21 protein-coding genes are annotated in these 25,259 nt (G+C 49.7%); 10 read left to right on the plus strand and 11 right to left on the minus strand.

Features of this window, described 5'->3' with window-relative positions:
* Positions 1–53 precede the first annotated feature (53 nt).
* Positions 54–1,349 (minus strand): sensor histidine kinase, encoded by a 1,296-nt coding sequence (locus ACCC71_RS03815; RefSeq protein ID WP_434311110.1) that lies wholly within the window; start codon positions 1,347–1,349, stop codon positions 54–56.
* Positions 1,342–2,022 carry a response regulator transcription factor gene (locus ACCC71_RS03820; RefSeq protein ID WP_434311111.1) on the minus strand — a complete coding sequence of 227 codons (681 nt, stop codon included), beginning with the start codon at positions 2,020–2,022 and terminating at the stop codon, positions 1,342–1,344. The genes ACCC71_RS03815 and ACCC71_RS03820 overlap by 8 nt, the downstream gene beginning before the upstream one ends.
* A gap of 482 nt (positions 2,023–2,504) precedes the next feature.
* Here ACCC71_RS03820 and ACCC71_RS03825 point away from each other — a divergent pair, with 482 nt between their 5' ends.
* From ACCC71_RS03825 to ACCC71_RS03850, 6 genes are read left to right on the plus strand one after another with little or no spacing between them, the layout of a single operon-like run.
* On the plus strand, positions 2,505–4,853 hold the full coding sequence (locus ACCC71_RS03825) for an extracellular solute-binding protein (RefSeq protein ID WP_434311112.1): 2,349 nt from the start codon (positions 2,505–2,507) through the stop codon (positions 4,851–4,853).
* A gap of 15 nt (positions 4,854–4,868) precedes the next feature.
* The gene (locus ACCC71_RS03830; RefSeq protein WP_434311113.1) at positions 4,869–5,729 is read left to right on the plus strand and encodes a carbohydrate ABC transporter permease; all 861 of its coding nucleotides are present in this window, start codon (positions 4,869–4,871) and stop codon (positions 5,727–5,729) included.
* A complete protein-coding gene (locus ACCC71_RS03835; RefSeq protein WP_434311114.1) occupies positions 5,726–6,568 on the plus strand; it encodes a carbohydrate ABC transporter permease in 843 nt (280 codons plus the stop codon). The genes ACCC71_RS03830 and ACCC71_RS03835 overlap by 4 nt, the downstream gene beginning before the upstream one ends.
* Positions 6,569–6,578: 10 nt before the next feature.
* The gene (locus ACCC71_RS03840) at positions 6,579–8,216 is read left to right on the plus strand and encodes a biotin/lipoyl-binding protein (RefSeq protein ID WP_434311115.1); all 1,638 of its coding nucleotides are present in this window, start codon (positions 6,579–6,581) and stop codon (positions 8,214–8,216) included.
* The gene (locus ACCC71_RS03845) at positions 8,213–9,430 is read left to right on the plus strand and encodes an ABC transporter permease (RefSeq protein ID WP_434311116.1); all 1,218 of its coding nucleotides are present in this window, start codon (positions 8,213–8,215) and stop codon (positions 9,428–9,430) included. The genes ACCC71_RS03840 and ACCC71_RS03845 overlap by 4 nt, the downstream gene beginning before the upstream one ends.
* Positions 9,414–10,130, plus strand: a complete 717-nt coding sequence (locus tag ACCC71_RS03850) for a YesL family protein (RefSeq protein WP_434311117.1) — start codon at positions 9,414–9,416, stop codon at positions 10,128–10,130. Before ACCC71_RS03845 ends, ACCC71_RS03850 begins: the two co-directional genes overlap by 17 nt.
* On the opposite strand, the gene ACCC71_RS03855 is transcribed toward ACCC71_RS03850, so the two are convergent.
* A complete protein-coding gene (locus ACCC71_RS03855; protein ID WP_434311118.1) occupies positions 10,082–11,179 on the minus strand; it encodes a ribonuclease H-like domain-containing protein in 1,098 nt (365 codons plus the stop codon). The two genes, ACCC71_RS03850 and ACCC71_RS03855, sit on opposite strands and share 49 nt — an antisense overlap.
* Positions 11,180–11,342: 163 nt before the next feature.
* Between ACCC71_RS03855 and ACCC71_RS03860 the strand changes: the two genes are divergently transcribed.
* Positions 11,343–12,065, plus strand: a complete 723-nt coding sequence (locus ACCC71_RS03860) for a ClpP family protease (RefSeq protein ID WP_434311119.1) — start codon at positions 11,343–11,345, stop codon at positions 12,063–12,065.
* Between the two features lie 225 nt (positions 12,066–12,290).
* On the plus strand, positions 12,291–13,091 hold the full coding sequence (locus ACCC71_RS03865) for an SDR family NAD(P)-dependent oxidoreductase (RefSeq protein ID WP_434311120.1): 801 nt from the start codon (positions 12,291–12,293) through the stop codon (positions 13,089–13,091).
* A gap of 34 nt (positions 13,092–13,125) precedes the next feature.
* Here the strand turns inward: ACCC71_RS03865 and ACCC71_RS03870 are convergent, their stop codons facing one another.
* From ACCC71_RS03870 to ACCC71_RS03905, 8 genes are all read right to left on the minus strand, one after another.
* The gene (locus ACCC71_RS03870; RefSeq protein ID WP_434311121.1) at positions 13,126–14,376 is read right to left on the minus strand and encodes a hypothetical protein; all 1,251 of its coding nucleotides are present in this window, start codon (positions 14,374–14,376) and stop codon (positions 13,126–13,128) included.
* Between the two features lie 84 nt (positions 14,377–14,460).
* The gene (gene nspC / locus ACCC71_RS03875) at positions 14,461–15,633 is read right to left on the minus strand and encodes a carboxynorspermidine decarboxylase (RefSeq protein ID WP_434311122.1); all 1,173 of its coding nucleotides are present in this window, start codon (positions 15,631–15,633) and stop codon (positions 14,461–14,463) included.
* Positions 15,633–16,835 carry a saccharopine dehydrogenase C-terminal domain-containing protein gene (locus ACCC71_RS03880; RefSeq protein ID WP_434311123.1) on the minus strand — a complete coding sequence of 401 codons (1,203 nt, stop codon included), beginning with the start codon at positions 16,833–16,835 and terminating at the stop codon, positions 15,633–15,635. Before ACCC71_RS03880 ends, nspC begins: the two co-directional genes overlap by 1 nt.
* 30 nt (positions 16,836–16,865) lie before the next feature.
* Complete coding sequence (speB, locus tag ACCC71_RS03885; protein WP_434311124.1) at positions 16,866–17,726, minus strand: agmatinase; 861 nt, start codon at positions 17,724–17,726, stop codon at positions 16,866–16,868.
* Positions 17,716–18,567 (minus strand): polyamine aminopropyltransferase, encoded by an 852-nt coding sequence (gene speE / locus ACCC71_RS03890; RefSeq protein WP_434311125.1) that lies wholly within the window; start codon positions 18,565–18,567, stop codon positions 17,716–17,718. The genes speB and speE overlap by 11 nt, the downstream gene beginning before the upstream one ends.
* Position 18,568: 1 nt before the next feature.
* Positions 18,569–20,026 (minus strand): aminotransferase class I/II-fold pyridoxal phosphate-dependent enzyme, encoded by a 1,458-nt coding sequence (locus ACCC71_RS03895; RefSeq protein WP_434311126.1) that lies wholly within the window; start codon positions 20,024–20,026, stop codon positions 18,569–18,571.
* Between the two features lie 21 nt (positions 20,027–20,047).
* Entirely contained in the window at positions 20,048–20,794 is a 747-nt protein-coding gene (speD, locus tag ACCC71_RS03900; protein WP_434311127.1) for an adenosylmethionine decarboxylase, read from the minus strand.
* A gap of 520 nt (positions 20,795–21,314) precedes the next feature.
* Complete coding sequence (locus ACCC71_RS03905) at positions 21,315–22,130, minus strand: amidohydrolase family protein (RefSeq protein WP_434311128.1); 816 nt, start codon at positions 22,128–22,130, stop codon at positions 21,315–21,317.
* A gap of 225 nt (positions 22,131–22,355) precedes the next feature.
* Between ACCC71_RS03905 and ACCC71_RS03910 the strand changes: the two genes are divergently transcribed.
* Both ACCC71_RS03910 and ACCC71_RS03915 read left to right on the plus strand, forming a co-directional pair.
* Positions 22,356–23,339 carry a diaminopimelate dehydrogenase gene (locus tag ACCC71_RS03910; RefSeq protein ID WP_434311129.1) on the plus strand — a complete coding sequence of 328 codons (984 nt, stop codon included), beginning with the start codon at positions 22,356–22,358 and terminating at the stop codon, positions 23,337–23,339.
* 191 nt (positions 23,340–23,530) lie between these two features.
* Positions 23,531–25,147 (plus strand): putative manganese-dependent inorganic diphosphatase, encoded by a 1,617-nt coding sequence (locus tag ACCC71_RS03915; protein WP_434311801.1) that lies wholly within the window; start codon positions 23,531–23,533, stop codon positions 25,145–25,147.
* Positions 25,148–25,259: the final 112 nt, after the last annotated feature.

The raw sequence follows: 25,259 nt of genomic DNA on the forward strand, positions 1-25,259 counted from the left end.
CTACAAAATATTTCGCATACTTTTATACAGGACCTTTTGACACGGGAATCTATTTAGCCAATCGTTGGGATACGGACGCAAAAGGTCGCGCCGCCTCCTTTTGTGTCCTGTACCCAGACTTTGCCCCGGTGCAGGCGGACGATCTCTTGTACGATACATAGGCCAAGCCCAAAGTGTTCTTTATCCTTGTGGGCCGAATCTAACCGGTAAAAACGATCAAAAATGTGCTCCTTGGCGTCGTCAGCTACGCCAGGGCCGTCGTCGATGATTTGAAATTCTACAGTTGGACCGATTTGGGCCACGGCCAGGCAGATATGCCCGCCTTTGGGCGTGTAGGCTACGGCATTGTCCGTCAGGGCGGATAAAATCTGCACGATTCGTTCTCGGTCACAGGAAAGAAGCGGAAGAGAATCTTCTGGAATCTGTACCGTAAGCGTAAGCTCTTTCCGGCGAGCGGCCTGTTCAAAATTTTCATAGACAGTTAAAAGCAGAGTTTCCGGTTCGCATGGTTCCATGCGCATGCTCCAGGTTTGGTTATCCGCACTGGCCAGTGTAAGCATATCGCTGATCAGGCGGGACATCCGCCTCCCTTCGGCTTCAATGGCATTTTGATAGCGCTCCCGGTCGGTTTCGGAGCTCTTTTTCAGCGCTGAAAGGCTGGATAGAATCACAGCAAGAGGGGAGCGCAGTTCATGGGAAGCGTCGGCAATAAACTGAATCTGCCGCTTCCGGTTTTCTTCCAACGGCTGGATCTGCCGTTTCGTAAATTTCCAGGAAAATAGTCCCAAAAAGGCAAAAGCGATGAGATCGGCCGCGATGAAGAAAAATCGTTGTGTGCGGATCTGGTTTTCCTGCGCTTTCTGGGAATAACAGATCAGCGCGCTTAGGCTTCCGCGGGAGGCCGGAAAGTGGGCCGCGGATATATAGTAGGAAACTTGATCGGGTCCTTTTAGTTGGGATTCCAGGTGCTGCGTCAATTTGGAGCTGTTCGCAGATTGGAAAAAGTCCATTCCATAGTCCTGCTGAAACTTATCAAGAGCCGTGTGGAGCAATTCTTCACGAAATGGGGTATCACGGATGGATTGAAACAGCAAAGGTTCTCCATGATCAAAAAGGTAGATATAATATTTTCCATCCTGCTCCATCTGGGCAAGCCATTGGTAGGATACGGTGATTTGGGTTTCGAGAGAGCTGAGAATGGTATGGAGGCCGTTGAGGAAAAGGTTGTAGCCGTTTTCCCGGATTCCTCGTTCAGAAACCGTGAGACAGATGCCGGACATAGCGGTTAGAATTAAGCCAGTAATCAACGTGCAAAAGAAGGCGAGTTTTCGGTGGAGGCGTTTATACATCTGTCACCTCCAAGAGATATCCAATGCCGCGGACGGTTTTTAGCTGAAGGCTGCTTTGAATGGTTTTTAGCCGTCTGCGCAGGAAATGGATATAGTTGTCCAAATTTCCGTCCTCCACCTCTGCGTCCGGTCCCCAGACGCGGGAGAGCAGCAGATTACGGGGAAGTGTTTGGCCGGGGTTCTTTAGAAATATCTCCAGGAGATCCGCTTCTCTTTTGGATAGGGTGCAGGAGAATGAACCGCAATCTAAGGTAAGACCGACGGGATCAAACGCAAGATCTCCAAGCGTCAGTTTTCCAGGAACTTCCAAGTTTCGGGGTCTGCGGCTGATGGAGTGGATGCGGGCCAATAGTTCTGGAAAGGCAATAGGTTTTACCATATAGTCGTCGGCCCCATTTTCAAGACCGGTCACCTTGTCGGAAAGTTCGCCCAGAGCAGTCAGCAAAATGACAGGAGTGGAGATACCCTCTGCGCGGATTTTTTTGAGCAGGGAGAGCCCGTCGATGCCAGGCATCATGCGATCGAGAAGGATCAGGTCGTGGACGCTTTGGCGAATCCAGGGGAGGGCGTCCTCCCCATCGTTGCAGATATCCACAGAAAAGCCCTCCTTTTTCAACTCAAAGCTGAGGGAATCACATAGGCGCGGATCGTCGTCAATCAGTAAAATTCTCATGGATACCTCCTGTAAAGTTACCTTCTCCGTGTGTGCCCTTATCAACGGAAGGTATTATGGTATAATAATATATCTTGTGTTGCTCTTTTTGTAAAGAGCAATTTTTTATTTGAGCAGTATTTGGATGTAAAAAGGGATTCGCGTTCCAAAATGTAAAAATATTTTGTAGGGTTTCGGAGCAAGTACTTCTAGGATTCCGGTAATTTGTAAAAAGCATTCGCAAAAATAAGAAACTCGCTGCGCTCAAACAGTCTTATTTTTGCTCATAATACAAATTCCCGGAACCGAAGAAGTACTAACGCTCCTGCAAATACAAAATATTTTTACATCTTGGAACGCGCCCCCTTTTCACATCCTGCCTCCCGTTGACAGAGAGATACGGTCAGGACGGAGTAAATTTCGCGGAGAAAAAATTTTCCCTAATTAGAGAAAATTTAGAGATTGGTGTGATATAGTAACGGAAAGTAAGGAGGATTGTTAGAATGAATGTACGGGGAAAAAAGATCATAGCGTTCGTTCTGGGAGCTTGTTTGTTTTTTGCTTCGGCTTGTTCCGGAGGACAGGACGAGACCGCGGGAAATGAGACAGGCGGCGCGGCGTCGCCTAAACCTGCCGCTTCCGGGGCGGCTGCTCTGGGGAGTGCTTCCGGAGAAGGCGGCCAGGCTATGGGGCGTTTTGTGGAGACGGAGTATCCGCTTCCGGAAGGCGCGGAGTATATCTATGATATCCGGAAACTGGAGGATGGAACGCTGCGGATGGCAGCGGCGGGAGACGATGGTCTGATGTTGTTTTCTTCGCCTGACGACGGAAAAAGTTGGGAGGCTATGTCTTATGAGAAAGAGAAAATGACTGGCGCCATGATTCAAACCGCCTGCTGGAGCCCGGACGGAGGGCTGCTGGTAGCAAAAATGAACCGAGAAGAGGCCATGCAGGGGATGGCGGAAACCAGCTATCTGCTCTATGATGCCAAGGGAGAAGGGAAAGAATTTCCGATTCAGCTTTCTGACTCAGAGGGAGGAAACGGAAGTACCGGCCTTAGAGCCTATTTTGATTCCGATGGCAGTTTGTATCTTTCCGGTGGCGGTTCGTCGATCCACCGCATCGATTTGTCCAGCGGAGCGATTCAGAAAACCTATTCCAATCCGGATGCCGCCACCGCGAGATTTGGTATTGTAGGGCAAACCCTTTGGATCAATACCGGGAGCGGCGTGGAGTGCTATGAGCTGGAATCTGGAAAAAGCCTGGAACGTCAGGAGGCTTTAAATGAATATATCAAAGCGTATATTGCCAAAAATCCATCCGCAGCGGACGGAGCAGGCGTCTTTTCTTCCGTGCCGGTTGCGTCGGGATTGAAGGGAAATGATCTCTATTTTTGCGATGATACCGGGCTATATCATTATACGATGGGTGGCAGCGTGGTAGAGCAGGTGATCGACGGCAGTTTGAATTCTCTGTCCGCAGCTACGGTATATCAGACGGGGGTGTTTCCTTTGAGCGATCAGAGTTTCCTGGTTGCTGTTACGGACAACGGAGAAGCAAAGCTGCTTGGTTATCACTATGACAGCTCGGTTCCTACAGTGCCGAATACGGAGTTGACCGTGTACGCGCTGCAGGATACCCAAAATATCCGCCAGGCGGTCCGCTTGTATCAGCATGATCATCCGGACGTATATATCACCTTGGAAATTGGCATGAGCGGGGAAGACGGCATTACTTCCGCCGATGCTATCCGGACCTTAAACACGAATTTGATGGCAGGAAAAGGGCCGGATATCCTAGTTTTGGATGGTATGACCATAAGCAATTATGTGGAAAAAGGGATGCTGCTGGACATCAGCGATATTCTTCAGGAAATTGAAGCTTCCGACGGATTGTTTGAAAATCTGGTTCATGCCTATCAGAAAGACGGTCAGACGACAGCCGTGCCAGTACGCGTGATGCTTCCGATGGTTTTGGGGGATGCGGAAAGTCTGAAGAAGATTACCGATTTGAAATCCTTGGCCGAATGCGCGGAAACCTTGCGGCAGCAGAATCCAGATGTAGATGGTATATTAGGGGCGGAAACGGCGGAACTTCTCATGAAGAAGCTGTATGGAAGTTCTTCGGCGGCTTGGTTAAAAGACGGAAAGTTGGATCAGGCGGCTCTGGAAGAATTTATCAGCTGCATAAAGAGGATCTATTTGGCGGATCAGAGACAAAGCACATCGGAAAATCATGGAGAGGTTGCCATTGTCGGCGGAGGCGGGACGTTGCCTCTCTCGGATAATATGGATTTATTTTCTTACTTAGGCGGGTATAATCTGCTTTCTGTCGGGCAGTTGGATTCGTTTCAGTCCTTGGCAATCCTGACTTCTTTTGAGGAGCAGATGGGAAGCTCCTACCAGGCATTTTCTGGCCAATTGAAAGGTGTATTCCAGCCGGTGTTGACCGTCGGCGTCAATGCAAAAGGTAGTCAAAGCGAAACAGCCAAAGACTTTGTGCGGTATTTGCTGGGAAAGGAAGCGCAGTCCAACGACAGTTTGGAGGGACTTCCCGTCAACCGCGCTGCTTTTGAGGCGGCAAAGCAGAGCATGTTTCCGGAAGGAAAGAGACAGGTCATGAGTTCTGGGGAAATCGACGCGATGAAAGAGGTTGAGATCCACTGGCCGAAGGAAGCCGCGCTTTCTGGGCTGAAGGAGATGATGGAGGCGGCTTCGATACCAGCGGACTCCAATCAAGTCATTCGAGACGCGGTGGAAGAGGAAGTAAAACGCTTGCTGGAGGGCGCGTCCACCGAAGATGTCGTACAGAGCGTGATGCAGAAAGTGAACCTCTATTTGTCGGAGCAGTAAAAAGGAACGACGAGCATGAAAAAAATTCGGATACGGCGGGGGCAGGGAGCAGGACTTATCTTTGCCCTCCCCAGCCTGCTGGGCGTGGCCTGCTTTCTCCTTCTGCCATTTTTGGACGTGGTGCTCCGTTCCTTTCAGGGAGCGGTAGACGAGAGGTGGACGGGGATATCAAACTATCAGACGATCTTTGAGAACGAGGCATTTTGGCTGGCGGTGGGGAATACAGCGCGATTTGCTGTGGTCTGCATTCCGCTGCTGCTGGTGATTTCTCTGGCGATTGCTTTAGGATTGAACCAATGCGGCCAAAAATTTGGCTTTTTAAAATCCGCTTTTTTGTTGCCGATGGCCATTCCGGTCGCTTCGGTGGCGCTGATCTGGCGGCTTCTCTTCCATAATCAAGGAATTGTCAACGGAATGTTGACACAGTTCGGAGGCAACCCCACAGACTGGATGAATTCTCCAGCGGCTTTCTGGGTTCTGGTTCTGACGTATCTATGGAAAAACCTAGGTTACGATGTCATTCTCTGGATGGCTGGGCTATCGGGAATTCCCTATTCTATCTACGAAGCGGCAAAGGTGGATGGAGCGGGAGCCTGGAAATGCTTTACGAGAATTACTTTACCAAATTTAAAGCCGACGCTTTATACCATCACGGTTCTGTCTTTTCTGAATTCCTTTAAAGTTTTCCGGGAGGCCTATCTGGTCAGCGGTTCCTACCCCCACGAGAGCATGTATCTGATGCAGCATTTGTTTAATAACTGGTACCGGGATCTTGCGATCGATAAGATGGCGGCAGCGGCTGTGGTCGTAGCGGCGGCGATTTTTCTGGTTATGCTGTTGTTAAAGTGGATTTTGGCCAGGGAGGATTCGTTATGAAAAGGAAGATTTTGATCGGCGGCATTCTCACAGTATTTGGCCTCATCATCTGTTATCCGGTCATCTACCTGTTATCCGGAAGCCTGATGGGAAACGGAGAATTGAAAGAAGGGCTATTGCCGATTCTTACAGGTGGAGGCGGATTTGTGGCCTGGCATGTGATGCCGTTGTTTCCCACTCTGAAAAATTTTGTTGAACTTTTGCTGGATTCCCCAGAATTCTTTGTCATGTTTTGGAATTCCGTAAAAATCACAGCAGGGATTTTGGTTGGGCAGTTAATCCTGGGGGTGCCCGCGGCCTGGGGATTTGCCAAATACCGTTTTCCAGGAAGGCGGCTTTTCTTTGGGCTGTATGTCCTATTGATGATTCTCCCCTTTCAAGTGATGATGCTGTCCCAATATCTGGTGCTGGACGGCTTAGGGCTGATGAATACCCATCTGGGGATTATCCTGCCTGCGGTTTTTTCTACCTTTCCGGTTTTTATCATGGTGCGCTTTTTTGATGGGGTGCCAGATCAGATTTTGGAATCGGCAAAGATCGATGGAGCAGGAGCGTTCCAAATATTTTGGAGAATCGGAGTTCCTTTAGGGGCCGGAGGCATCATCTCCGCGATGGTTTTAAGCTTTCTGGAATATTGGAATCTGGTGGAGCAGCCGCTGACATTTTTAAAGGACCCTTCTCTATGGCCGCTTTCTCTTTATCTGCCCAATATTGATTTGGACTATGCGGGGATCGCGTTTACTTCCTCTGTCGTAACTTTGATACCGGCAGTTTTAGTATTTTTTTGCGGGCAGGAATACCTGGAACAAGGAATTGTGGCGTCAGCAGTAAAGGAATGAGGTGTGGATTGTGAAACAGATCGATCAAAAAAAGCGGAAAGCCACTTTACGGGAAAAGAGTGTAAAATGGCTGGCAGGATTTTTTGCTGTGATGCTTTTGCTTACTCTATTATCGAGAGTTGTCAGCGCGATGACGGTTCCGGTGCTTCAGACCGGATATATAAAAAAATCTACCATTGACCGCACGGTCCGTGCGTCAGGAAGAATTGTACAAAATCGCGATCGGGCTGTCTATACCATCGGAGGGCTGCGGGTAGGGACTGTCTTTGTGCGGGAGGGCCAGTCTGTGGCGGCCGGAGACGTACTTTTTGAATTGGATTTCGATGCCTTGGGGAAAAAGATACAGGAAACAGAACAAGAATACCAGCGGTTAGAGCTTGCCCTTGGTGATCTGGAAAGTGGAGAGAGCCTGGAAGCTCAGGAGCGGGAAAAAGCAAGAAAGAGAGCCGACGAGGATTATAAAAAGGCTTCGGAGCGTACCGGTCGGGAAGTGGAAGACGCAAAGGAAGCGATGGAGCAGGCGGAGCAGAAACTGGAAGATTTTCTGGCGCAGGACCCTTCGGCAAGCGAGGGAGAGGATACGGTACGGACGGAGCTGGAAAATCGATGCCGAGAAAAAGAAGCGGATTGGAACCAGGCGGCAGAGGCGCAGGCAGAGCTGGAGCGGGAGATTCAGGCGGCAGTGGACGCGGACAAAGAAAAGGAAATGCAGATTCGCCAAAGCTATGAAAGCAAGGTTTCCGCTGCCGCGAGGGAGGTGGAGAGCTGCGAGCAAGAAAAAGCACGTGCGGACGCGGCTCTGGAAGATTATCTAGCAAAACTAGATTCTGAGAGTGCAAACGATCGAAGCACGCAGGAGGAAATTCTTCGGTCTGCCTATGAAGAGAAGAAGCAGGCCTATGAAACTGCGTTGCAGAATCGCCAGGATAGTATGACAAATGCTTCCCGAAACCGGGAAGACGCCAATGCGCCGGAAAAAGCGGACAGCAGTAAAAAAACCGCTCAGATGACGCTTTCTGAAAAAGCGGAAGAGCTGAATCAATTAAAGGCTTTACAGCAGCAGGAGGGAAAGATTTGTTCGCCGGTGGACGGCCTGATTTCCAGTGTTTTGGTGACCACCGGGGAGTTTACGACCGAGGGCACGGCTGTTTTGATGGCGGACCTTACGGAAGGAGGGCGCTTCCAAACCACAGTTACCAAGGAACAAGAAGCGTATCTTTCCAGGGGGGATGCCGTCACTTTGAAAGGAAACGGAGTGGATTCCTATGAGGCAGTGATCGACACCATTCAGCCGGATAAAGAAAATACGAATTCTTTTGTGGTAACGGTGCAGGTGCCGGAGGGTACTCTGGAAATCGGCACGATTGCTACGATGACTGCGGTCCGGCAGTCGGAACCCTATTCGGTCTGTGTGCCGCTGTCGGCCCTCCACCGGGATGGCAATGAGGATTATGTGCTGGTGATTCAAGAGAAAAATACGGTGTTGGGAACAGAATGGATAGCAGAACGGATACCCGTTACGATTCAAGATCAAAATGAGATGTTAGCGGCGCTGGCGCCCGGCGCTTTGACGGAAGATCAAAAAGTGATTATGAGCAGCAATAAAGAGGTAAATGGAGGCGACCGCGTACGCTTGGAGGATTCATGAAAAATGGAAAAAAATGCGGCTTCGGAATTTTGCTGTTAGTGCTCCTTCTTTTTTGCCTGGGGAAATCTCTGACTCTTCAGACATGGCTAAGCGCCCATGGGGAAGGAACGTTATGGGAGTTGGAGGAGGGGATCGCTCTTTGGAACGCAGTTGAGATCAAGAAGGCCAACGCAGACCAGGAAGAGCCTATGAACTTTACTTTTTGGGAACAGCAGGAGGGAGGACTGATTGAAAATCCGGAATTTGCCCGGATGACGCCGGTCCATGGGATTGTTCTCTTGGGAGATTCCCGTTTGGTTCTCGAAGGAAGCGGTTTTTTAGAGGAAGGGGACGTAGATGGGTGCCTATTGGATGAAGATACGGCGGCAGTTTTATTTGGAAACCAAAACGTAGTCGGTCAGACGGTTCGCTATGAAGGACGGGAACTCATGGTACGTGGGCTTTTGGAAGGCGTGACGGAGACCATTGTCATGGAGGCGGAGAACCATGAAGGGGGAGCGGACGGGGAAAATCTTTCCTTTCATCACATTTCGTTGTCTCATGAGGCGGATCAGAAGCGAGAGATGGTTTCTCGATTTTGTAACTTAACGGGAATTTCGGGAACCGCTTTGCCCTTGGCGGAATATGGCCGAATTTCCGCTGCGGCGGGAGGGCTTTTCCTCCTGTGGGTTGCCTTGAGCGTGCTTACCCCTTTGTTTCGCATGGCGCGGAGAGAAGGTTTAGCAAAAAGAGCGGCTTATTTGGCGGCTTTCCTTGGTATGATGGGCCTTTTTTTCTGGATTGTGGAGCCGGATTTTTCCATTCCTCCGGAATGGATTCCAAGCCGCTGGTCGGATTTTGATTTCTGGAAATTGCTCTGGGAAGAGCAGACGCAAACATTTCAGAACCTCTTTTTCGGAGAACCTTCGCAGCCGGTTTGGCTTTTCCGCAAGCCCTTTCTTCAGTGTATGGGATATATGGCGGGAGCCGCCGCTTGTTTTGGCATTGGACGGCGCTTTTGGCAGGTGGAGACGGAGCGAGAACTGTTTGTTGGAGCGCTGCTTTCCCTCGCGCTGTCCTTTGGCGTATTGATAGAGACAGAAAATATCGGGGGACGAATCCTTTGGCTGCTGCCTCTCTTTTATGTCATAGGAAATTTCTTGGGAAATTCCGGCCGTATAAAAAATGTTTCATTGCCAGGGCAGAAGGAGACTGGAATTGAACATATGGAGTAAAGAAGAAAGAGAAACGCCGGAGCGGACGCTTCCGGCCAAGACGTGTATCGGGCGGTTTGCCGGGGTTTTTCAAAGGAACTTTTTCCGGCTGATCGGTTTGAATCTGATTTATCTTTTGGCCTGCCTGCCGGTGATCACGATCCCGGCAGCTATGACGGCCATGACGCAGATTACGATTGCTATGGAACAAAGATCGTATTTTTTCTGGTCGGACTTTTGGGATGTATTTCGGGAGGAGTTTGGGCGTGCTTTTGCCTCCGGTTTTATGCTTTTAGGAGGCGCCGTATTTCTGGCAGGTGGGCTTTTGTTCTACTGGAAACTTTCCCAAAATCAGATTTTCATGCTGATTCCATTCGGGATTTGCGCAGCCGGTTTGTTTCTTTTAACGGGGATGCGTGCTTACGTGTGCTTGATGCTTGCGGTTTTCGATCTACCTTTAAAGGCAATTCTGAAAAACGCTTTTCTTCTAGTTTTTTTACGTTTCCCGCAGACGTTAACCGTGGTTTTGATTCAGGGTATGGGAGCGGGGATTTGTTATCTGTTTTTTCCGTTGACGATTCCACTGGTGTTGCTTTTTCATTCTTCCTTCCAAAGTCTGATCGGCGTTTTTCTGCTGTGGCCGGGTATCAAGCAATATGTAAAGGGAGAGGATCAGGAATCTGCGCCGGATGATACCGATTGGAAGAGCGCGGATAAGTAGGCGTTCCAGAAGGACGCTTCTTGCAGAATCGATTCTTCCCAAAAAACATATGAGGGGCCGTTTCTCCGCTCTTGAAAAACTGGTCGTCCTGTTTCTAACCGCATTTTCTTTGGCAGCGGCAGGAATTGGCCGGTTTTTTTGATGTAACAATTTTCTGGCGTGGCCTTGACCCGAAACGCGGGATCCACATAGACGGCGACGCTTTTATGAATAGCAGTATCTTCCGCCGGCAGATAATAATAATCCTTATAGTTCGGAAGATAGTATTGCAGTTCGCCGCAAAAAAGCGGAGTGTGCAGCCGAAGGCTTTCTTTTCCCAGCACGGCATAGGTTCCCTCTGTCCGGAAAGAGACTGGCTGAGGCAGAGAAGATGCGAGAGAAAAACGAAGAAAGAGTTCGGAATCAGAGGAATCTTCTACAATCGGGCATCCGATAGGGATAGAACCATTTTTTAGGTCAAAATAGGAAAGCATGGGCAAAAGCTGAAGCATCCCTAGGACATCTTCTTCATTGTGAAGCAGCAGGAAGTGCAGAAGCTTTGGATTTCCGGTCTTTGTAAACTGATGGTAGATAGGGATCAGCTCGCCGCCACTATAGGAATCATCCCGCTCTATATGGAGAAATTGCTCGATGGATTTCTGTTTGACATCCGGAAGATTACACAGATTTTTGCAGGTGCGGATTTTTTGGTAGAGATCCACGCTCTTCATGGTTTTAAACGGGCTAAAAAGGCCAAAGTGTTCGCTTCTCTTATGTAGATAGGGAAGATCAAAGCGATTTCCATTGAAATGGACAAAGCCCGAAAAATCCCGGCAGAACGCAATGACTTGTTCCAATAACTTTTGTTCTTCTTTGGGAGATTCACATAACCACTGGCGAAAACCCCAGCACTCTTCAGTGTGGGGAAACAGGCAGCCGATCAGATAAACGTGAGAGCGCTCCGGAGAGAGCCCGGTGGTTTCAATATCTAAAAATAATGGTTTTTCCAGCCCCAGTTGGTTGAGGGGGTAATCCGTGTGAAGAAAAAATTCTTTTTCGATTGTTTTCATGGTTTCATCATATCATAAGAAAACGACAGAGTAAAGTGCTTCAAAAGCTTCCTTCGGTGCATAAACACCGTTCGTTTCGTACATCCTATCACGAAGGAAAGACAATTGTCTTGGTTTTAAGATGGAATCGATGATATTAGAAATTCGGGAAGGAGACATTTCGATGGGAAAATCAGAGGACGAAAAGAACGAGCGGAAAGACGAAGAGATCAAAGAGTATGGCCAGATGACCTTGGAGGACAATGGGAGTGATTACAAAATTCATCTGCTCTCCGTGATCGGTGAGATTGAGGGCCATGAAAATTTGCCAGGGAACAGTAAAACCACGAAATATGAGCATGTCCTGCCCCAACTGGCTGCCATTGAGGACAGCAGAGAAATCGATGGACTGTTGATTTTAATCAATTCAGTAGGAGGCGATGTGGAAGCTGGGCTGGCTATTGCGGAGATGATCGCCTCCCTGAGCAAGCCGACCGTGTCCCTGGTTCTGGGCGGCAGCCATTCGATCTGCGTCCCCTTGGCTGTGTCCACAGACTATTCGTTTATTGTAAAAACAGGTACCATGCTGATTCACCCGGTTCGAATGAGCGGGATGATTTTGGGCGTGCCCCAAACCTATGACTATTTTAAGAAGATTCAAGACCGGATTACGGGATTTATTTCCAGCCATTGTGCGGTTCGCCAGGAACGGTTGGAAGAGCTGATGCTGGAAACCGGTATGCTGACAAAGGATATGGGTACGATCCTGGTAGGCGGGGAAGCTGTAGAAGAAGGTTTGATCAATGAGATCGGAGGAATTCGGGAAGCTCTTGATAAGCTGTACGAGTTGATCGGGCAGGACGATGGAGCTGGCCAGGGCCGTATGCGCGGCAGCCAGAAAGAGTAAGGAAGGAAACGCTTGACATTTTCCAATTATTACAAAAATTTTTGTCCCTGCAAGGTTTTGGGATGACAATTTTGGCCCAGTGTGATACTATATAAAGGAAATCCCTTCCAGTGACAAATAAAATAGTCGGCATAGAAGGGCTTCCAGTGGCAAGAGAGTATTTGGGTTTGCCTGTATATGATCGGTCACCGGAAGAAATATTTTATGGAAAAAAGAGGACATACTATGGGAAATTTTACCGGAAAAACAGTTATTATTACAGGTGCGGGAAGAGCAGTACTGAGTGATGGAAGATGCGGCTCCATTGGATACGGAATTGCGACCGCCTATGCCAAGGAAGGCGCAAATCTGGTTATCACGGGGCGCAATGTGAAAAAACTGGAGGATGCAAAGCAGGAGCTGGAAGAAAAGTATGGAGTGAAAGTTCTGTGCGTACAGGCGGACGTATCTGCAGGCTCCGATAACAAAGCGGTAGTGGAAAATGTGGTAAAGCAGACCGTGGACACCTTTGGCGGAATCGACGTGCTGATCAACAATGCCCAGGCATCCGCCTCCGGCGTAACGCTGGCGGATCACACCACGGAGCAGTTTGATCTGGCCGTATATTCGGGACTGTATGCCGCTTTCTATTATATGCAGGCCTGCTATCCCTATCTGGCAAAGAGCAAAGGCTCGGTGATTAACTTTGCCTCCGGCGCCGGATTATTTGGCAATTTTGGACAATGCGCTTATGCGGCGGCAAAAGAAGGAATCCGTGGCCTTACCCGTGTGGCGGCGACCGAGTGGGGAAAGGATGGCATCAATGTCAATGTTGTTTGCCCGCTGGCATGGACCGCACAGTTAGAGCAGTTTAAGAACGCATATCCGGAAGCTTATGAGAAGAACGTTCATATGCCGCCCATGGGCCATCTGGGAGATTCCGAGCTGGAAATTGGCCGTGTGTGCGTACAGTTGGCTTCTCCGGATTTCAAATTCCTGACAGGCGAGACCCTTACCCTGGAAGGCGGTCTGGGACTCCGGCCGTAAATGGAAATGAGGATACCCTCTGCGGAGGGTATCCTCATTTCCTGTTTTTAAGGAAAAAAAGCGGGATAGGAGATTTTATCTGTTCCAGTTCCTGATGCAACATGGAGATAAGGCGGCGATGATCTATTACAGGAATTTCCAGCAACTCTTTCGTCCTGCTGTGGATGTATTGATTGAGCGCATCCAGTCGGTCGGAAGGAATCGGGTAAATCGGATGGTTTTGGAATTGAAAACCAAGGAGCATCCGCAGCCTTTCATGTTGCATTTCACCCATTATCATTTCACATTGTTGTTTGAAGGTGAGCATACCTGTTCTTGGTAGATGCTCGTCCGCTTTGGCAGGCCAATTTTTAAAATCATCTTTCATATCCCGTGCAAAGAGTGAGAGATTATGGTCAAACAGTGGAGCCAGTCCCAGAATTTTACCGGTATGATTATCCCGCAAAAAGCCATAATTTCCCGCATGACGGTCTACATTACAAATCAACGCATCAAATACGATCATGGAACGCATCTGTTCAAAAGTATCTCCAGAAAACTTTGAGCAAATAGCAAGATTAATAGGAAATTGTGATTGTTCGGTAGCGGCATAAAATGGTACAAGAGAGATATCCTTGCTACACATAAGCGGACATACGGAAGCGAGCTTTCCTCTCCACTTAGCAAGGTCATAGGACACAGAAAAAATACCCATCGCCTTTGCTGCCTGGCAGGCAAAATATTCTGAGTATGGCTCCATACCAGCGTTGGCGAAGCCTTCGGAACCTGCCTTGTAAAGGTATAAATTGCCGTCCACTTTTCTCCAGGCTTTGGGAAATTGACCGTCGGTGGTCCATTCTGTGGATAGGCCGAGCTTGCGATGCTGTGAGCTTGTATACCCGGTATAAGCGACCAGAGCTAATGTTTCATCGAGTTCATGCTCATATAGATTTACATCCGCAAATGACTGTTCTGTTCCCTCACGATCTACCCAAAATGCGTCGTTGACAGAAAGCCCCTTACATACATCGATAATGCCTAATGTATCGCCGACAGTTAAACCAGCTTGTGCCAAAATTTCCTTTACAAATTGCCGGTTTTTCGGAATGGTCCTACTTTTCAGCCAATTCACCAGCGCTTCGCTGGTAAATTTTGGAATCAGCGGCATGGGAAAGAGATGGCGTAATTCTTCATTCACCATGGAAATCTTTGCATATAGCTGGCCAAACGGTGTAACGCCGGCAGTGAATTTGATCAATTCTGTGTCATAAAGCTTTAGAATATAGTTTCTTTCTTCAAAAAGCATGGATTTTTGCTCCGCCTATTTAAACTAAAGATACGTCTTTCTTATTATATGAAAAAATGAGGACAAATACAAGAGATTTCCCGATTAAGACAGACGTCCCTTAAAGTCCTCATATCCAAAGGCGCGGACAAGTCTGGTTTTCCCTCTGGCATCCCGGTATACCAGGGAAGGAAGGGGCATGCCGTTGAAGGTATTGGTCTTTACCATGGTGTAAAGGGCCATATCCTCAAAAATAACCAGGTCTTTTTCCCGCAGCGGCTGGTCGAAGGAATAATCGCCGATGACATCTCCGGCCAGACAGGTAGGTCCGGCGAGGCGATAGGTATATGCTTTTTCCCCTGGATTCCCGCTTCCCCAAACCGGGGGCCGATAAGGCATCTCCAGCACATCCGGCATATGACAGGCCGCGGAAGTGTCAAGGATGGCAATTTCCATTTGATTGTGGACCACTTCCAGAACCTCAGACACCAGAAAGCCGGCGTTTAATACCACGGCTTCGCCGGGTTCCAGATAAACCTGTACGCCATAGGAATCCTGAAAATGCTGAATCACCTGAACCAGAGTGTCTAAGTCGTAACCGGGCCGGGTGATATGGTGCCCGCCGCCGAAGTTTAACCACTTTTTTCCGTGCAGATATTTTCCAAATTTTTCTTCCAGAGATTTTGCGGTAGTCGCCAGGGCGTCGGAGTCCTGTTCGCAGAGGGTGTGAAAATGGAACCCGTCCAAAAGTGGCAAAAGCTCTTCGTCGAAGTGTTCCAGCGTAGTGCCGAGGCGGGAGCCAGGAGCGCAAGGATCATAGATGGCATGACCTTCCTGGGTGGAGCATTCCGGGTTAAGGCGCAGGCCCACAGATTTTCCTGCCTGTTTTGCTCTTTTGGCGTATTTTCGAACTTGCGCCGGGGAGTTGAACACGAAGTCGTCGGCGTATTGGAGAAGTTCTTCAAACTCGTCCTCCCGGTAAGCCGGGGAAAATACGTGGGTCTCTCCGCCGAAGGCCTCGTGGCCAAGCCGCGCCTCAAAAAGGCCGCTGGCTGTGGTTCCGGCTAAGTAGCGGCGCAAAAGAGGATAGCAGGAGTACATGGAGAATGCTTTTTGGGCCAACAGGATCTTGCAGCCTGTTTGATCGGAAATCTGTCTCAGCAGTTCCAGATTCCGAAGAAGCCTGGTTTCATCCACGAGAAAGTAAGGAGTACGAAACGCCCGCCCTTCTTCTTGGGATAGGGGCGGGCCCTCCCTTTTTGCTTTTTTCGTCTCCATCAATCCACCAGCACCGGATCCCGGTTCTCTTTCCAGGGCAGACCCCAGCGGTTCAGCGCTTCCATGAAGGGATCGGGATCAAATTCTTCGATATTGTGGACGCCGGGCTTGTTCCATGTTCCGGTGATTACCATCATAGCACCGATCATAGCGGGAACGCCGGTGGTGTAGGCCACCGCCTGGGAGCCCACTTCCCGGTAGCACTCCTGATGATCGCAGATATTATAGAGAGAATAATTCTTTTCTTTTCCATCTTTTACGCCGCGGAAAATACAGCCGATGTTTGTCTTTCCCTTTGTACGAGGGCCCAGCGTAGAAGGATCCGGCAGCACAGCCTTTAAAAATTGCAGCGGGACAATCTCTTTTCCTTCATATACGATCGGTTCGATGGAGGTCATTCCGACGTTTTCGAGGCAGGCAAGATGAGTCAGATAGCTCTGGCCAAAGGTCATGAAGAAACGAATCCGACGGATGCCGGGGATGTTCAGCGCCAGACTTTCCAATTCCTCATGGTGGAGCAGATACATATATTTCTTTCCCACGCCTTCAAAGTCATATTCCCGTTTGATTTCCATGGGTTTGGTTTCCACCCAGTGGCCGTTCTCCCAGTAGGAACCATTGGCGGAAACCTCGCGGATATTGATTTCCGGATTGAAGTTGGTGGCGAAAGGGTAGCCATGATCGCCGCCGTTGCAGTCCAAGATATCGATCTCGTGAATCTCGTCAAATTCATGTTTCAGGGCATAAGCGGAAAAAACGCCGGTGACGCCCGGATCAAATCCACTTCCCAACACAGCGGTGATACCGGCCTTCTCGAAACGCTCCCGGTATGCCCACTGCCAGCTATATTCAAATTTTGCCGTGTCCTCCGGCTCATAGTTGGCGGTATCCACATAGGGAGTCTTGGTGGCCAGGCAGGCGTCCATGATCGTCAAATCCTGATAGGGAAGCGCCAGATTTAAAACCACGTCCGGCTTTACCTCCTCGATGAGGCGAACCAGCTCGTCCACCTGATTGGCGTCTACCTGGGCCGTGGTAATTTTCGTTTTGGTTGTAGCCGAAAGCTTATCTTTCAGCGCGTCGCATTTGGATTTGGTGCGGCTGGCAATACAGATTTCTTCAAAGACAGCGCTGTTTTGACAGCATTTGTGGATGGCGACCGAGGCGACGCCGCCACAGCCGATAATAAGAGCTTTTCCCATGAGATTTCCTCCTTTATAATTCCTAGTATATTACTTCGTGGAAGACAAACCAATCAGCATCTCCCTCACAATTTTGCAGGCTGCCGCCGCGGAGATTCCACTGGGGTCGTAGGGCGGGCTTAATTCATTGACATCGCAGGCAACGATGCGGGCTTTTCTGCAGACTAAGGTAGCGGCTTTCCGAAGTTCATCAAAGGAAACGCCGCCCGGTTCCGGCGTTCCGGTACCGGGAAAAACGGAAGGATCTAATACATCTAGGTCCAGAGTAAAGTAGACGGGAGTATCCCCTAGCTTTTCTAGAAGCTCTTCCAACCCATGAAAGCCAAAACGCGTTGTGTCCACGTGATCTTTTCCCCAGAGAAATTCCGATCTGTCTCCGGAACGGATGCCAAACTGATGGATGCGGCCATCCCCGGTAAGTTCATGACAGCGGCGGAGAACGCAGGCGTGGGAGAGGGGAGTTCCCAGATATTCTTCCCGCAGGTCGGCATGGGCGTCAAAGTGAATCACATGGAGATCTGGATAGCGGGAAAACGCCGCCCGAAATGCGCCGAGAGTGACGAGATGTTCGCCGCCAAGCAGAAAGGGACGCTTTCCATCAGCAAGAATCTGACTGGCGCAGCTTTCGATTTGCGATAGAGCTTTCACCGTGTCGCCAAGGCAAAGTTCCAGGTCGCCGATATCGAGAACATTCGTATCTTCCAAATCCCGATCTTGGTAAGGACTGTAGGTTTCAAGGCCGTAGGATTCATGGCGAATCGCGCCGCTTCCAAACCGGGCGCCCGGCCGGTAGGACGTTGTGCAGTCAAAGGGCGCGCCGAAGAGAATGGTATCCGCCTGCCCTTCGTCCTTGTCACAGCCCATAAATACTTCCACATTTTTATTCCACATTTTTTAGTAACTCCTCTACGTAAGCGGGGATATAAAAAGCGCCTTTGTGCAGGGTAGTCGTATAATACCGGCAGGAAAGGCCGCGTTTGTTCCAGCGGGTCTCGTTTAGGTCTCTTAAAGGGTGATACTTTTTGGAGGCAAAGCCAAACAGCCAGTGGCCGGACGAGTAGGTGGGAATATGGGCCTGATACACCTTGCTGATGGGGAAGGATTCCACGATTCTCTTGTGGGCCCGCTGGCAGGCGGCGGCGTCTTCCTGGTAAAAAGGACTTTCGTGCTGATTGACCATGATCCCGTCTTCCCGCAGCGCTTTGTAGCAGTTTCCATAAAATTCCCTGGTAAAAAGGCCCTCTCCGGGACCAAAGGGATCCGTGGAATCGACGATGATCAGGTCGTAACGGTTCTCCTTGGAGCGGATAAAGCGGAGCCCGTCCTCAAAGTGGATGGTCAGTCTGGGATCGTTCAGGCTGCAGGAGGTCTGCGGCAGATATTTCCGGCAGACTTCCACTACCATTGGGTCGATCTCCACCATGTCCATATGCTCAATCTCTGGATACCGGGCCAATTCCCGGATGACCCCGCCGTCTCCCGCGCCGATCACCAATACGTCTCGGACGCAGGGATGAACCGCCATGGGGATATGGGTAATCATCTCGTGATAGATAAACTCATCTTTTTCTGTCAGCATCATGTAGCCGTCCAGCGTTAAGAAACGTCCGAATTCCGGCGATTCAAACACATCGATGCGTTGAAATTCACTTTCCCCGCCGTAAAGCTGGCGGTTTACCCGGATGGAAAACTTCACGTTCGGAGTTTGTTCTTCCGAAAACCAAAATTCCATGTCAAATCTCTCCTTTCAAGACGTTAAGCCGGTCGATATCGGGAGCCTCCGGTCCGGTCATGGAACAGCCTTTGGCCTTTGCGTATTCGATATAGTCCAGGATCTCGGCAGTAATCCGTTCGCCTGGAGCCAGAATCGGGATACCAGGCGGATAGCACATGACGAATTCACTGCATACTTTTCCGACGGTCTGCCGGAGCGGCAGAGATTCCTTTTCGGCATAAAACGCTTCCTGGGGAGAGACGATGACAGCCGGATCGATATATTCCTGCTTCATCAGATCCACGCGGCTTTTTCCAAAACGCCGGCGGACTTCCGCGAGAGCGCTGACGAGCCGCTCTACTTCCCGATGACGGTCGCCGATGGAAAGATAGGCGAGGATATTGCCCAAATCGCCAAATTCAATTTGAATGTCGTATTCGTCCCGAAGCAGGTCATAAACCTCAATGCCGGCCAGGCCAACGGGAAGCGTATTGACAGAAAGCTTGGTGATATCAAAGTCAAAGATACTGTCCTCATTGATCAATTCTCTGGAATAGGCGTAATAGCCTCCGATGGCATTGATTTCTGTTCGAGCATATTCCGCGAGGCTGACTACCTTTGCGAAAGCCTCCTTTCCCCGCAGGGCCAGGTTACGGCGGGAAATGTCCAGGCTGGAGAGCAGGAGATAAGAACCGCTGGTGGTCTGCGTCAGGTTGATGATCTGACGGATATGACCCTCCTGCATGGCGGGGCCGGCAAGGAGAAGGGAGCTCTGTGTCAGGCTGCCTCCAGATTTGTGCATGGATACGGCAGCCATATCCGCGCCGGCGGCCATAGCGGAAATCGGAAGATTTTCTCCAAAATAAAAGTGAGTGCCGTGAGCCTCGTCAACCAGGCAGAGCATTCCATGCTCGTGGGCCAGGCGTACAATGGTTTTCAAATCAGAGCAGATGCCATAATAAGTGGGATTGTTGACTAAAATTGCTTTTGCGTCAGGGTGGTTTTGGATGGCTGTCCTGACGGCGGAAGCGCTCATGCCGAGAGGAATCCCCAGGCGTTCGTCGCACTCCGGATTGACGTATACGGGAATTGCGCCGCAGAGGACCATGGCTCCCATGACGCTGCGGTGGACATTGCGCGGCAGGATGATTTTGTCCCCTCGTTTTGCCACAGAGAGAATCATACTTTGAACCGCGGAGGTGGTTCCTCCCACCATCAAAAAGGCATGGGCCGCGCCAAAGGCTTCGGCCGCTAATTCTTCTGCTTCTCGGATGACAGAAACTGGATGGCAGAGATTGTCGAGGGGTTTCATGGAATTTACGTCCATTCCGACGCATTTTTCTCCTAAAAGCGCGGCCAGTTCCGGATTTCCGCGCCCCCGCTTATGCCCAGGGACGTCGAAGGGAACGATCCGCATCCGTTTTAAGTTTTCCAGCGCTTCATAGATCGGAGCGCGGTCCTGGGTCAAAGAATTCATTGCGATACCTCCTAGTAGGACTTATCCATGAAAAATTTCAATCATCTCACGGCGCAGATTGGTCATGATATTCAGCCTTGTCTGAGGCGGAAGCTCATAGACGTCGGTTTTAAACAGATAGTTTTGGAGATCGATCTCCTTAATCATCATTTTTGTGTGAAACAGATTGGCGCTGTAGACATTTAAGTCGATGGCGTCGTACCGCTGCAAGGTGGCAGGGTCAATGTATTCCTGAATCGAAGAAATTTTGTGATCCATGAACAGTTTTTGTCCGTCCTCGGCGCGGGTAAAGCCGCGCACGCGATAGTCGATGGTAATAATATCGGAATCAAAGGAACCAATCAGATAATCCAAAGTGGAAAGGGGCGTAATTTCTCCGCAGGTCGCCACGTCAATGTCTACACGAAACGTAGCCAGACTAGTTTTGGGATGAAACTCCGGGTATGTGTGTACGGTTACATGACTTTTGTCCAGATGGCCCAATTGGATCTCACCGCGGGGCTGCATCGGTTCTTCCGCGATCAAGAGAGTAACCGATGCCCCTTGGGGTTCATAATCCTGGCGGGCGATGTTTAGAACCTGCGCTCCGATTCGGTCGGTAAGCGTAGTCAGGATATGGGTGAGACGTTCGGAGTTGTACTGCTCGTCGATATAGGCAATATAATCCTGCTGCTCGCGGGCAGTCTTGGCATAGCAGACATCATAAATATTGAAGCTAAGCGATTTGGTCAAGTTGTTGAAGCCGTACAGTTTTAATCTCTCACCCATATCTTTTCCTCTCCATGAATTAGGAAATTTCCTATGAAATAAAAAAGCAGAACGCGGGCGCTCTGCTTGCAAGAATCAATCTATTTGTAGGAAGCAACTCCTCTCCACGGCGGCGCTGCCGCGCCGGGCGATGGAAAATCACCGGTTGATAGGGGCGATGGAACGAAGGATAAGCTTCTCACTAGAGTCTATATAGCAAATACTTACTTTTACCACTCTTATTGACCGTTTTACAAGTTGATGTGTGCGCACGCACCGGTTGTAAAGTAACCAACTTATAAAATTGAGCTTTTAACTCAATCAATAATGGCGGATAATACCCGCCGATCGGCAGTTGACCCGGCTGTCCGTATGGCCTTAACCCTGTGGGTGGTCAGAGAAAATATTTGCATGGATACTCTGTGGAAACTGTTGTTCCATGACGAATATTAGTATATCTTAAGAGGCTTTGTATGTCAAGGAGAATTACTTTTTGTTTCCTTTTACCAAATTACTTTTTGTTCCCTTTTATCGGGGGATGTCAGCAGTCTCCCAGCGAATAAATTTTTCGCGCGTTTTTATAAAATACCTGTTCCCAATATTTCTCAGGAATGATGGCTTTGGCGAATGCCACGGTATCGATTTCATTGGCTAGGGGCCAGTCGGTACCGTACAGGAGGCGATCGTAACTTTCGGCGTATTGGAGCCAAGTCCGGATGTGGGAAAGGTATCCTTCCTTTTCTTTTAAAAAGCGCTCCATGTCTTGTTTTCCTTCCAGAATCCCGGAAAGATCAGCCGCGACATTGGGGTTTTTGTCTAAGACGGCAACGGCGTCGACAATCCAAGGGTTGCCCAGATGACACATAACAAAGGAAACTTTCGGATGTGCCGCCGCTACGTCGTCCATGGTCAGAGGATGGCTGTATTTGAGGCGCGCGCCGCTGGTAGCGGTTGCTCCCATATGGACGGCGACTGGCTTTTGAAATTGTTCCGCCAATTGGTAAAAGGGAGCGTACATAGGGTCATTTAGATAATAAGGACTATAGCCGGGGTACAATTTGATGCCAACGCAGGAATCTCTTTTTAAATTTTCCTCCACCAGAGCCAACGCTTCTTTAGGATTGACTGTCGCGAGGACGCTGCCGTCCAGCCCGATGCAGTAGTGAAGAAAATCGGGATATTTATGATCTTCCGGATAAAGGCTCCGATTTCCCATCACAATTCCATGACAGACGCCGGCGTCCGCGAAGTTTTTTTGAAGTCCTTGCGTTGTATTTTCGTATCCCGCGGCAACGGCAATCTGATCAAAGTGCGGAGAGTTTGTAGAAAAATGAATATGGGCGTCTATGATTTTCATGAAGATTTAGCCTCCAGCTCGTTTTTTCTAAACAAAAGTGTATCACAAAAGAGAACGAAAGAAGGAAGGGTCATCAAATACGAGAGAAAAGCAAGAGGTCGCTTACTTTTTGAAATAAAAGAAAAGGAAAATTTAATAAAATTAGGGGTGGAAATTTTAAATCGAATCGGTTACAATATGGCACAGAAGAAAATGGTAGAGACACTGCCAAAGGAGGATAGGATAATGAAAAAGATTCGTATTGGCATCGCAGGTTATGGAAACCTGGGACGCGGCGTAGAGTTGGCGATTCAGAAAAACAGCGATATGGAGCTGGCCGGTATTTTTACCCGTCGGAATCCGGCGGATGTAAAGCCGGTAACGGCAGGAGCGAAGGTATATGCTCTTGGAGACGCCGCGGCTCATAAAGAGGACGTGGACGTGATGATTCTTTGCGGAGGCAGTGCGACGGATCTGCCGGAGCAGACGCCGCAGCTTGCCCAGTGGTTTTCTGTGATCGATAGTTTTGATACCCATGCAAGAATTCCGGAGCATTTCGCCGCGGTGGATGCCGCGTGCAAGGCGGCCGGTACCCTGGGCGTGATTTCTGTCGGATGGGACCCTGGCATGTTTTCCCTGAACCGTCTGTATGCGGAATCGATTCTGACAGAAGGCGGAACCTACACGTTTTGGGGACGCGGCGTCAGCCAGGGGCATTCCGATGCGATTCGTCGGGTTCCAGGCGTAAAGCGTGCGATTCAGTATACAGTGCCGGTTGAGGCGGCGATGGACGCGGTGCGCGCAGGAAAAAATCCGGAGCTTTCTACTAGAGAAAAGCATTTGCGGGAATGCTATGTGGTAGCGGAAGAGGGCGCGGACAAAGAAGCGATCAGGAAAGCCATCGTGACCATGCCGAATTATTTCTCGGACTATGACACGACGGTTACCTTTATGGAAGAAGAGGAGTTCTTAAAGGAACATAATCAGATGCCTCACGGCGGTTTCGTGATGCGCAGCGGCGTGACCGGCGAAGGGACACATCAGATGATCGAATATTCCCTGAAACTTGGTTCCAACCCGGAATTTACGGCCAGCGTCCTGATTGCTTACGCCAGAGCGGCCGCCCGTCTGAGAGGCGAAGGTCAGACCGGTGCGAAAACGGTGTTTGATATTGCGCCGGCGTATCTGTCTCCTTTATCCGGAGAAGAGCTGCGCAGCCACCTGCTGTAAAGTGTAGAGAAAAGAGTTGAGCGATGACAACAGATGGGATGTGCATTTGTATGCCGCCTCATAAAAGAAAATGATTTTGTGAAGAGCCAGAGGATGGCCAGAAGGAGGATACCGGCGTGAAAAAAGAACGTTCTGCTGTAATTACGGAAGAAACAACGGAAAAGGTGCGGCCGGTTTATGTGGTCGGACATATGAATCCGGATACCGATTCCATCTGTTCTGCAATCGCTTATGCAAATCTAAAGGAAAAGCTGACTGGAGTTCCCCATTACCCGAAACGGGCCGGTCAGCTGAACCTGGAAACCCAGTATGTGCTTCAGCGGTTTGGCTTTCCGCAGCCTTATTTTATCAGCGACGTCCGGCGTCAGGTCAAGGACATGGATATCCGCCGTTTTAAACGGGTTCTTAGCTGCCTGTCATTGAAGAAAGCCTGGGAATGGATGGCAGATATGAGCGTAGTGACTCTGCCGATTGTGAATGAGGAGGGCTTTCTGACCGGGATTATCACCGAGGGCGATATTGCGGAGTCCTATATGGGCATGTATGACAGTAAAGTGGTTTCCCAGGCGGGAACTTCTTACAAGAACCTGGTGGAAACCTTGGGCGGCGAACTGATTGTGGGAGATAAGAACAACGTGCTGGCCGAGGGGAAAGTCTTAATTGCCGCGGCGAATCCGGATACGATGGAAGAATTTATCGAGCCGGGCGATATTGTGATCACGGGAAACCGCTACGAATCTCAGTTTTGCGCCATTGAGATGAACGCGGCCTGTGTGATCGTGACCGGCGGCTCGAAAGTGTCCCGGACCATCACAAAGTTAGCCGGTGAGCAAAACTGTGCGATCATTGAGACTCCTTACGACACTTTTACCGTGGCTCGATTGATCAACCAGAGTATCCCCATTGATTTTTATATGAAGAAGGAAAACCTGATTACCTTCCATCCCAATGACTTTATTGACGATGTAAAAGACACGATGACCAAATACCGCCACCGGGATTTTCCAGTGGTTGACAACGAAATGCGGCTGCTTGGCATGATCTCCCGGCGAAAGCTGTTGGGCGCAAAGAAAAAGCAGGTGATCCTTGTGGATCACAATGAGCGCTCTCAGGCCGTAGACGGTATTGAGGACGCCGACATTTTGGAAATTATTGACCATCACCGGCTGGGAAGTCTGGAAACCATCAATCCGGTCTTTTTCCGAAATCAGCCCTTGGGATGCACGGCGACCATCGTGTATCAGATGTATCAGGAAAATCAGATCGAGGTCGAGCCTGGGATTGCCGGCCTTTTGTGTTCGGCGATTCTTTCCGACACTCTGGTATACCGTTCTCCCACCTGTACGCCGATGGACCGGCAGGCGGCGGAGGAACTGGCGAAGATTGCCGGGATTTCTGTGGAAGAGCACGCGCAGGCCATGTTTGCGGCGGGAAGCAATTTTGCCAGCCGGACAGCGGAAGAGATTTTCTATCAGGATTACAAGAAATTTAATGTGGGAGATCGTACCCTGGGGATTGGTCAGGTCAATATGATGTCCAGGAAAGAAATGGAAGAGCTTCAGGGACGTTTACTGCCTTATATGAGCAAGGTATTGAAAGAGAAGACCGTGGATATGGTGTTTTTCATGCTGACCAACATCATGGAGGAAAGCACCCTGCTGCTTTGTCAGGGCGAGGGCGCCGCGGAGGTGGCGGCCGGAGCGTTCCATCAGGCGCCTCAGGAAAGCATGTACCTGCCGGGCGTTGTGTCCCGGAAAAAGCAGGTAGTGCCGTCGGTGATGTCTGCGATTCAGAACGAAAATATATAAAGAAGAGAGATTGACGGCGATATCAGGAACAGGTGATACCCTGCGAAAGCAAAAACTTTCGCAGGGTATTTTTTCTTCAATAGGAAATTTCAATGAAATTTCCTATTGAAGA

The organism is Hominifimenecus sp. rT4P-3 (genome assembly GCF_051055405.1).
GTDB lineage: Bacteria > Bacillota > Clostridia > Lachnospirales > Lachnospiraceae > Pseudolachnospira.

What these genes read in the sequence shown, in the direction of transcription:
- speD (WP_434311127.1), bottom strand. Translation starts at nt 20,794, where the DNA reads ATGGGTGAGAGATTAAAACTGTACGGCTTCAACAACTTGACCAAATCG.
- nspC (WP_434311122.1), bottom strand. Translation starts at nt 15,633, where the DNA reads ATGGAGACGAAAAAAGCAAAAAGGGAGGGCCCGCCCCTATCCCAAGAA.
- ACCC71_RS03905 (WP_434311128.1), bottom strand. Translation starts at nt 22,130, where the DNA reads ATGAAAATCATAGACGCCCATATTCATTTTTCTACAAACTCTCCGCAC.
- speE (WP_434311125.1), bottom strand. Translation starts at nt 18,567, where the DNA reads ATGGAATTTTGGTTTTCGGAAGAACAAACTCCGAACGTGAAGTTTTCC.
- ACCC71_RS03895 (WP_434311126.1), bottom strand. Translation starts at nt 20,026, where the DNA reads ATGAATTCTTTGACCCAGGACCGCGCTCCGATCTATGAAGCGCTGGAA.
- ACCC71_RS03845 (WP_434311116.1), top strand. Translation starts at nt 8,213, where the DNA reads ATGAAAAATGGAAAAAAATGCGGCTTCGGAATTTTGCTGTTAGTGCTC.
- ACCC71_RS03880 (WP_434311123.1), bottom strand. Translation starts at nt 16,835, where the DNA reads ATGGGAAAAGCTCTTATTATCGGCTGTGGCGGCGTCGCCTCGGTCGCC.
- speB (WP_434311124.1), bottom strand. Translation starts at nt 17,726, where the DNA reads ATGTGGAATAAAAATGTGGAAGTATTTATGGGCTGTGACAAGGACGAA.
- ACCC71_RS03915 (WP_434311801.1), top strand. Translation starts at nt 23,531, where the DNA reads ATGAATCCGGATACCGATTCCATCTGTTCTGCAATCGCTTATGCAAAT.
- ACCC71_RS03815 (WP_434311110.1), bottom strand. Translation starts at nt 1,349, where the DNA reads ATGTATAAACGCCTCCACCGAAAACTCGCCTTCTTTTGCACGTTGATT.
- ACCC71_RS03835 (WP_434311114.1), top strand. Translation starts at nt 5,726, where the DNA reads ATGAAAAGGAAGATTTTGATCGGCGGCATTCTCACAGTATTTGGCCTC.
- ACCC71_RS03855 (WP_434311118.1), bottom strand. Translation starts at nt 11,179, where the DNA reads ATGAAAACAATCGAAAAAGAATTTTTTCTTCACACGGATTACCCCCTC.
- ACCC71_RS03910 (WP_434311129.1), top strand. Translation starts at nt 22,356, where the DNA reads ATGAAAAAGATTCGTATTGGCATCGCAGGTTATGGAAACCTGGGACGC.
- ACCC71_RS03830 (WP_434311113.1), top strand. Translation starts at nt 4,869, where the DNA reads ATGAAAAAAATTCGGATACGGCGGGGGCAGGGAGCAGGACTTATCTTT.
- ACCC71_RS03825 (WP_434311112.1), top strand. Translation starts at nt 2,505, where the DNA reads ATGAATGTACGGGGAAAAAAGATCATAGCGTTCGTTCTGGGAGCTTGT.
- ACCC71_RS03870 (WP_434311121.1), bottom strand. Translation starts at nt 14,376, where the DNA reads ATGCTTTTTGAAGAAAGAAACTATATTCTAAAGCTTTATGACACAGAA.
- ACCC71_RS03860 (WP_434311119.1), top strand. Translation starts at nt 11,343, where the DNA reads ATGGGAAAATCAGAGGACGAAAAGAACGAGCGGAAAGACGAAGAGATC.
- ACCC71_RS03820 (WP_434311111.1), bottom strand. Translation starts at nt 2,022, where the DNA reads ATGAGAATTTTACTGATTGACGACGATCCGCGCCTATGTGATTCCCTC.
- ACCC71_RS03865 (WP_434311120.1), top strand. Translation starts at nt 12,291, where the DNA reads ATGGGAAATTTTACCGGAAAAACAGTTATTATTACAGGTGCGGGAAGA.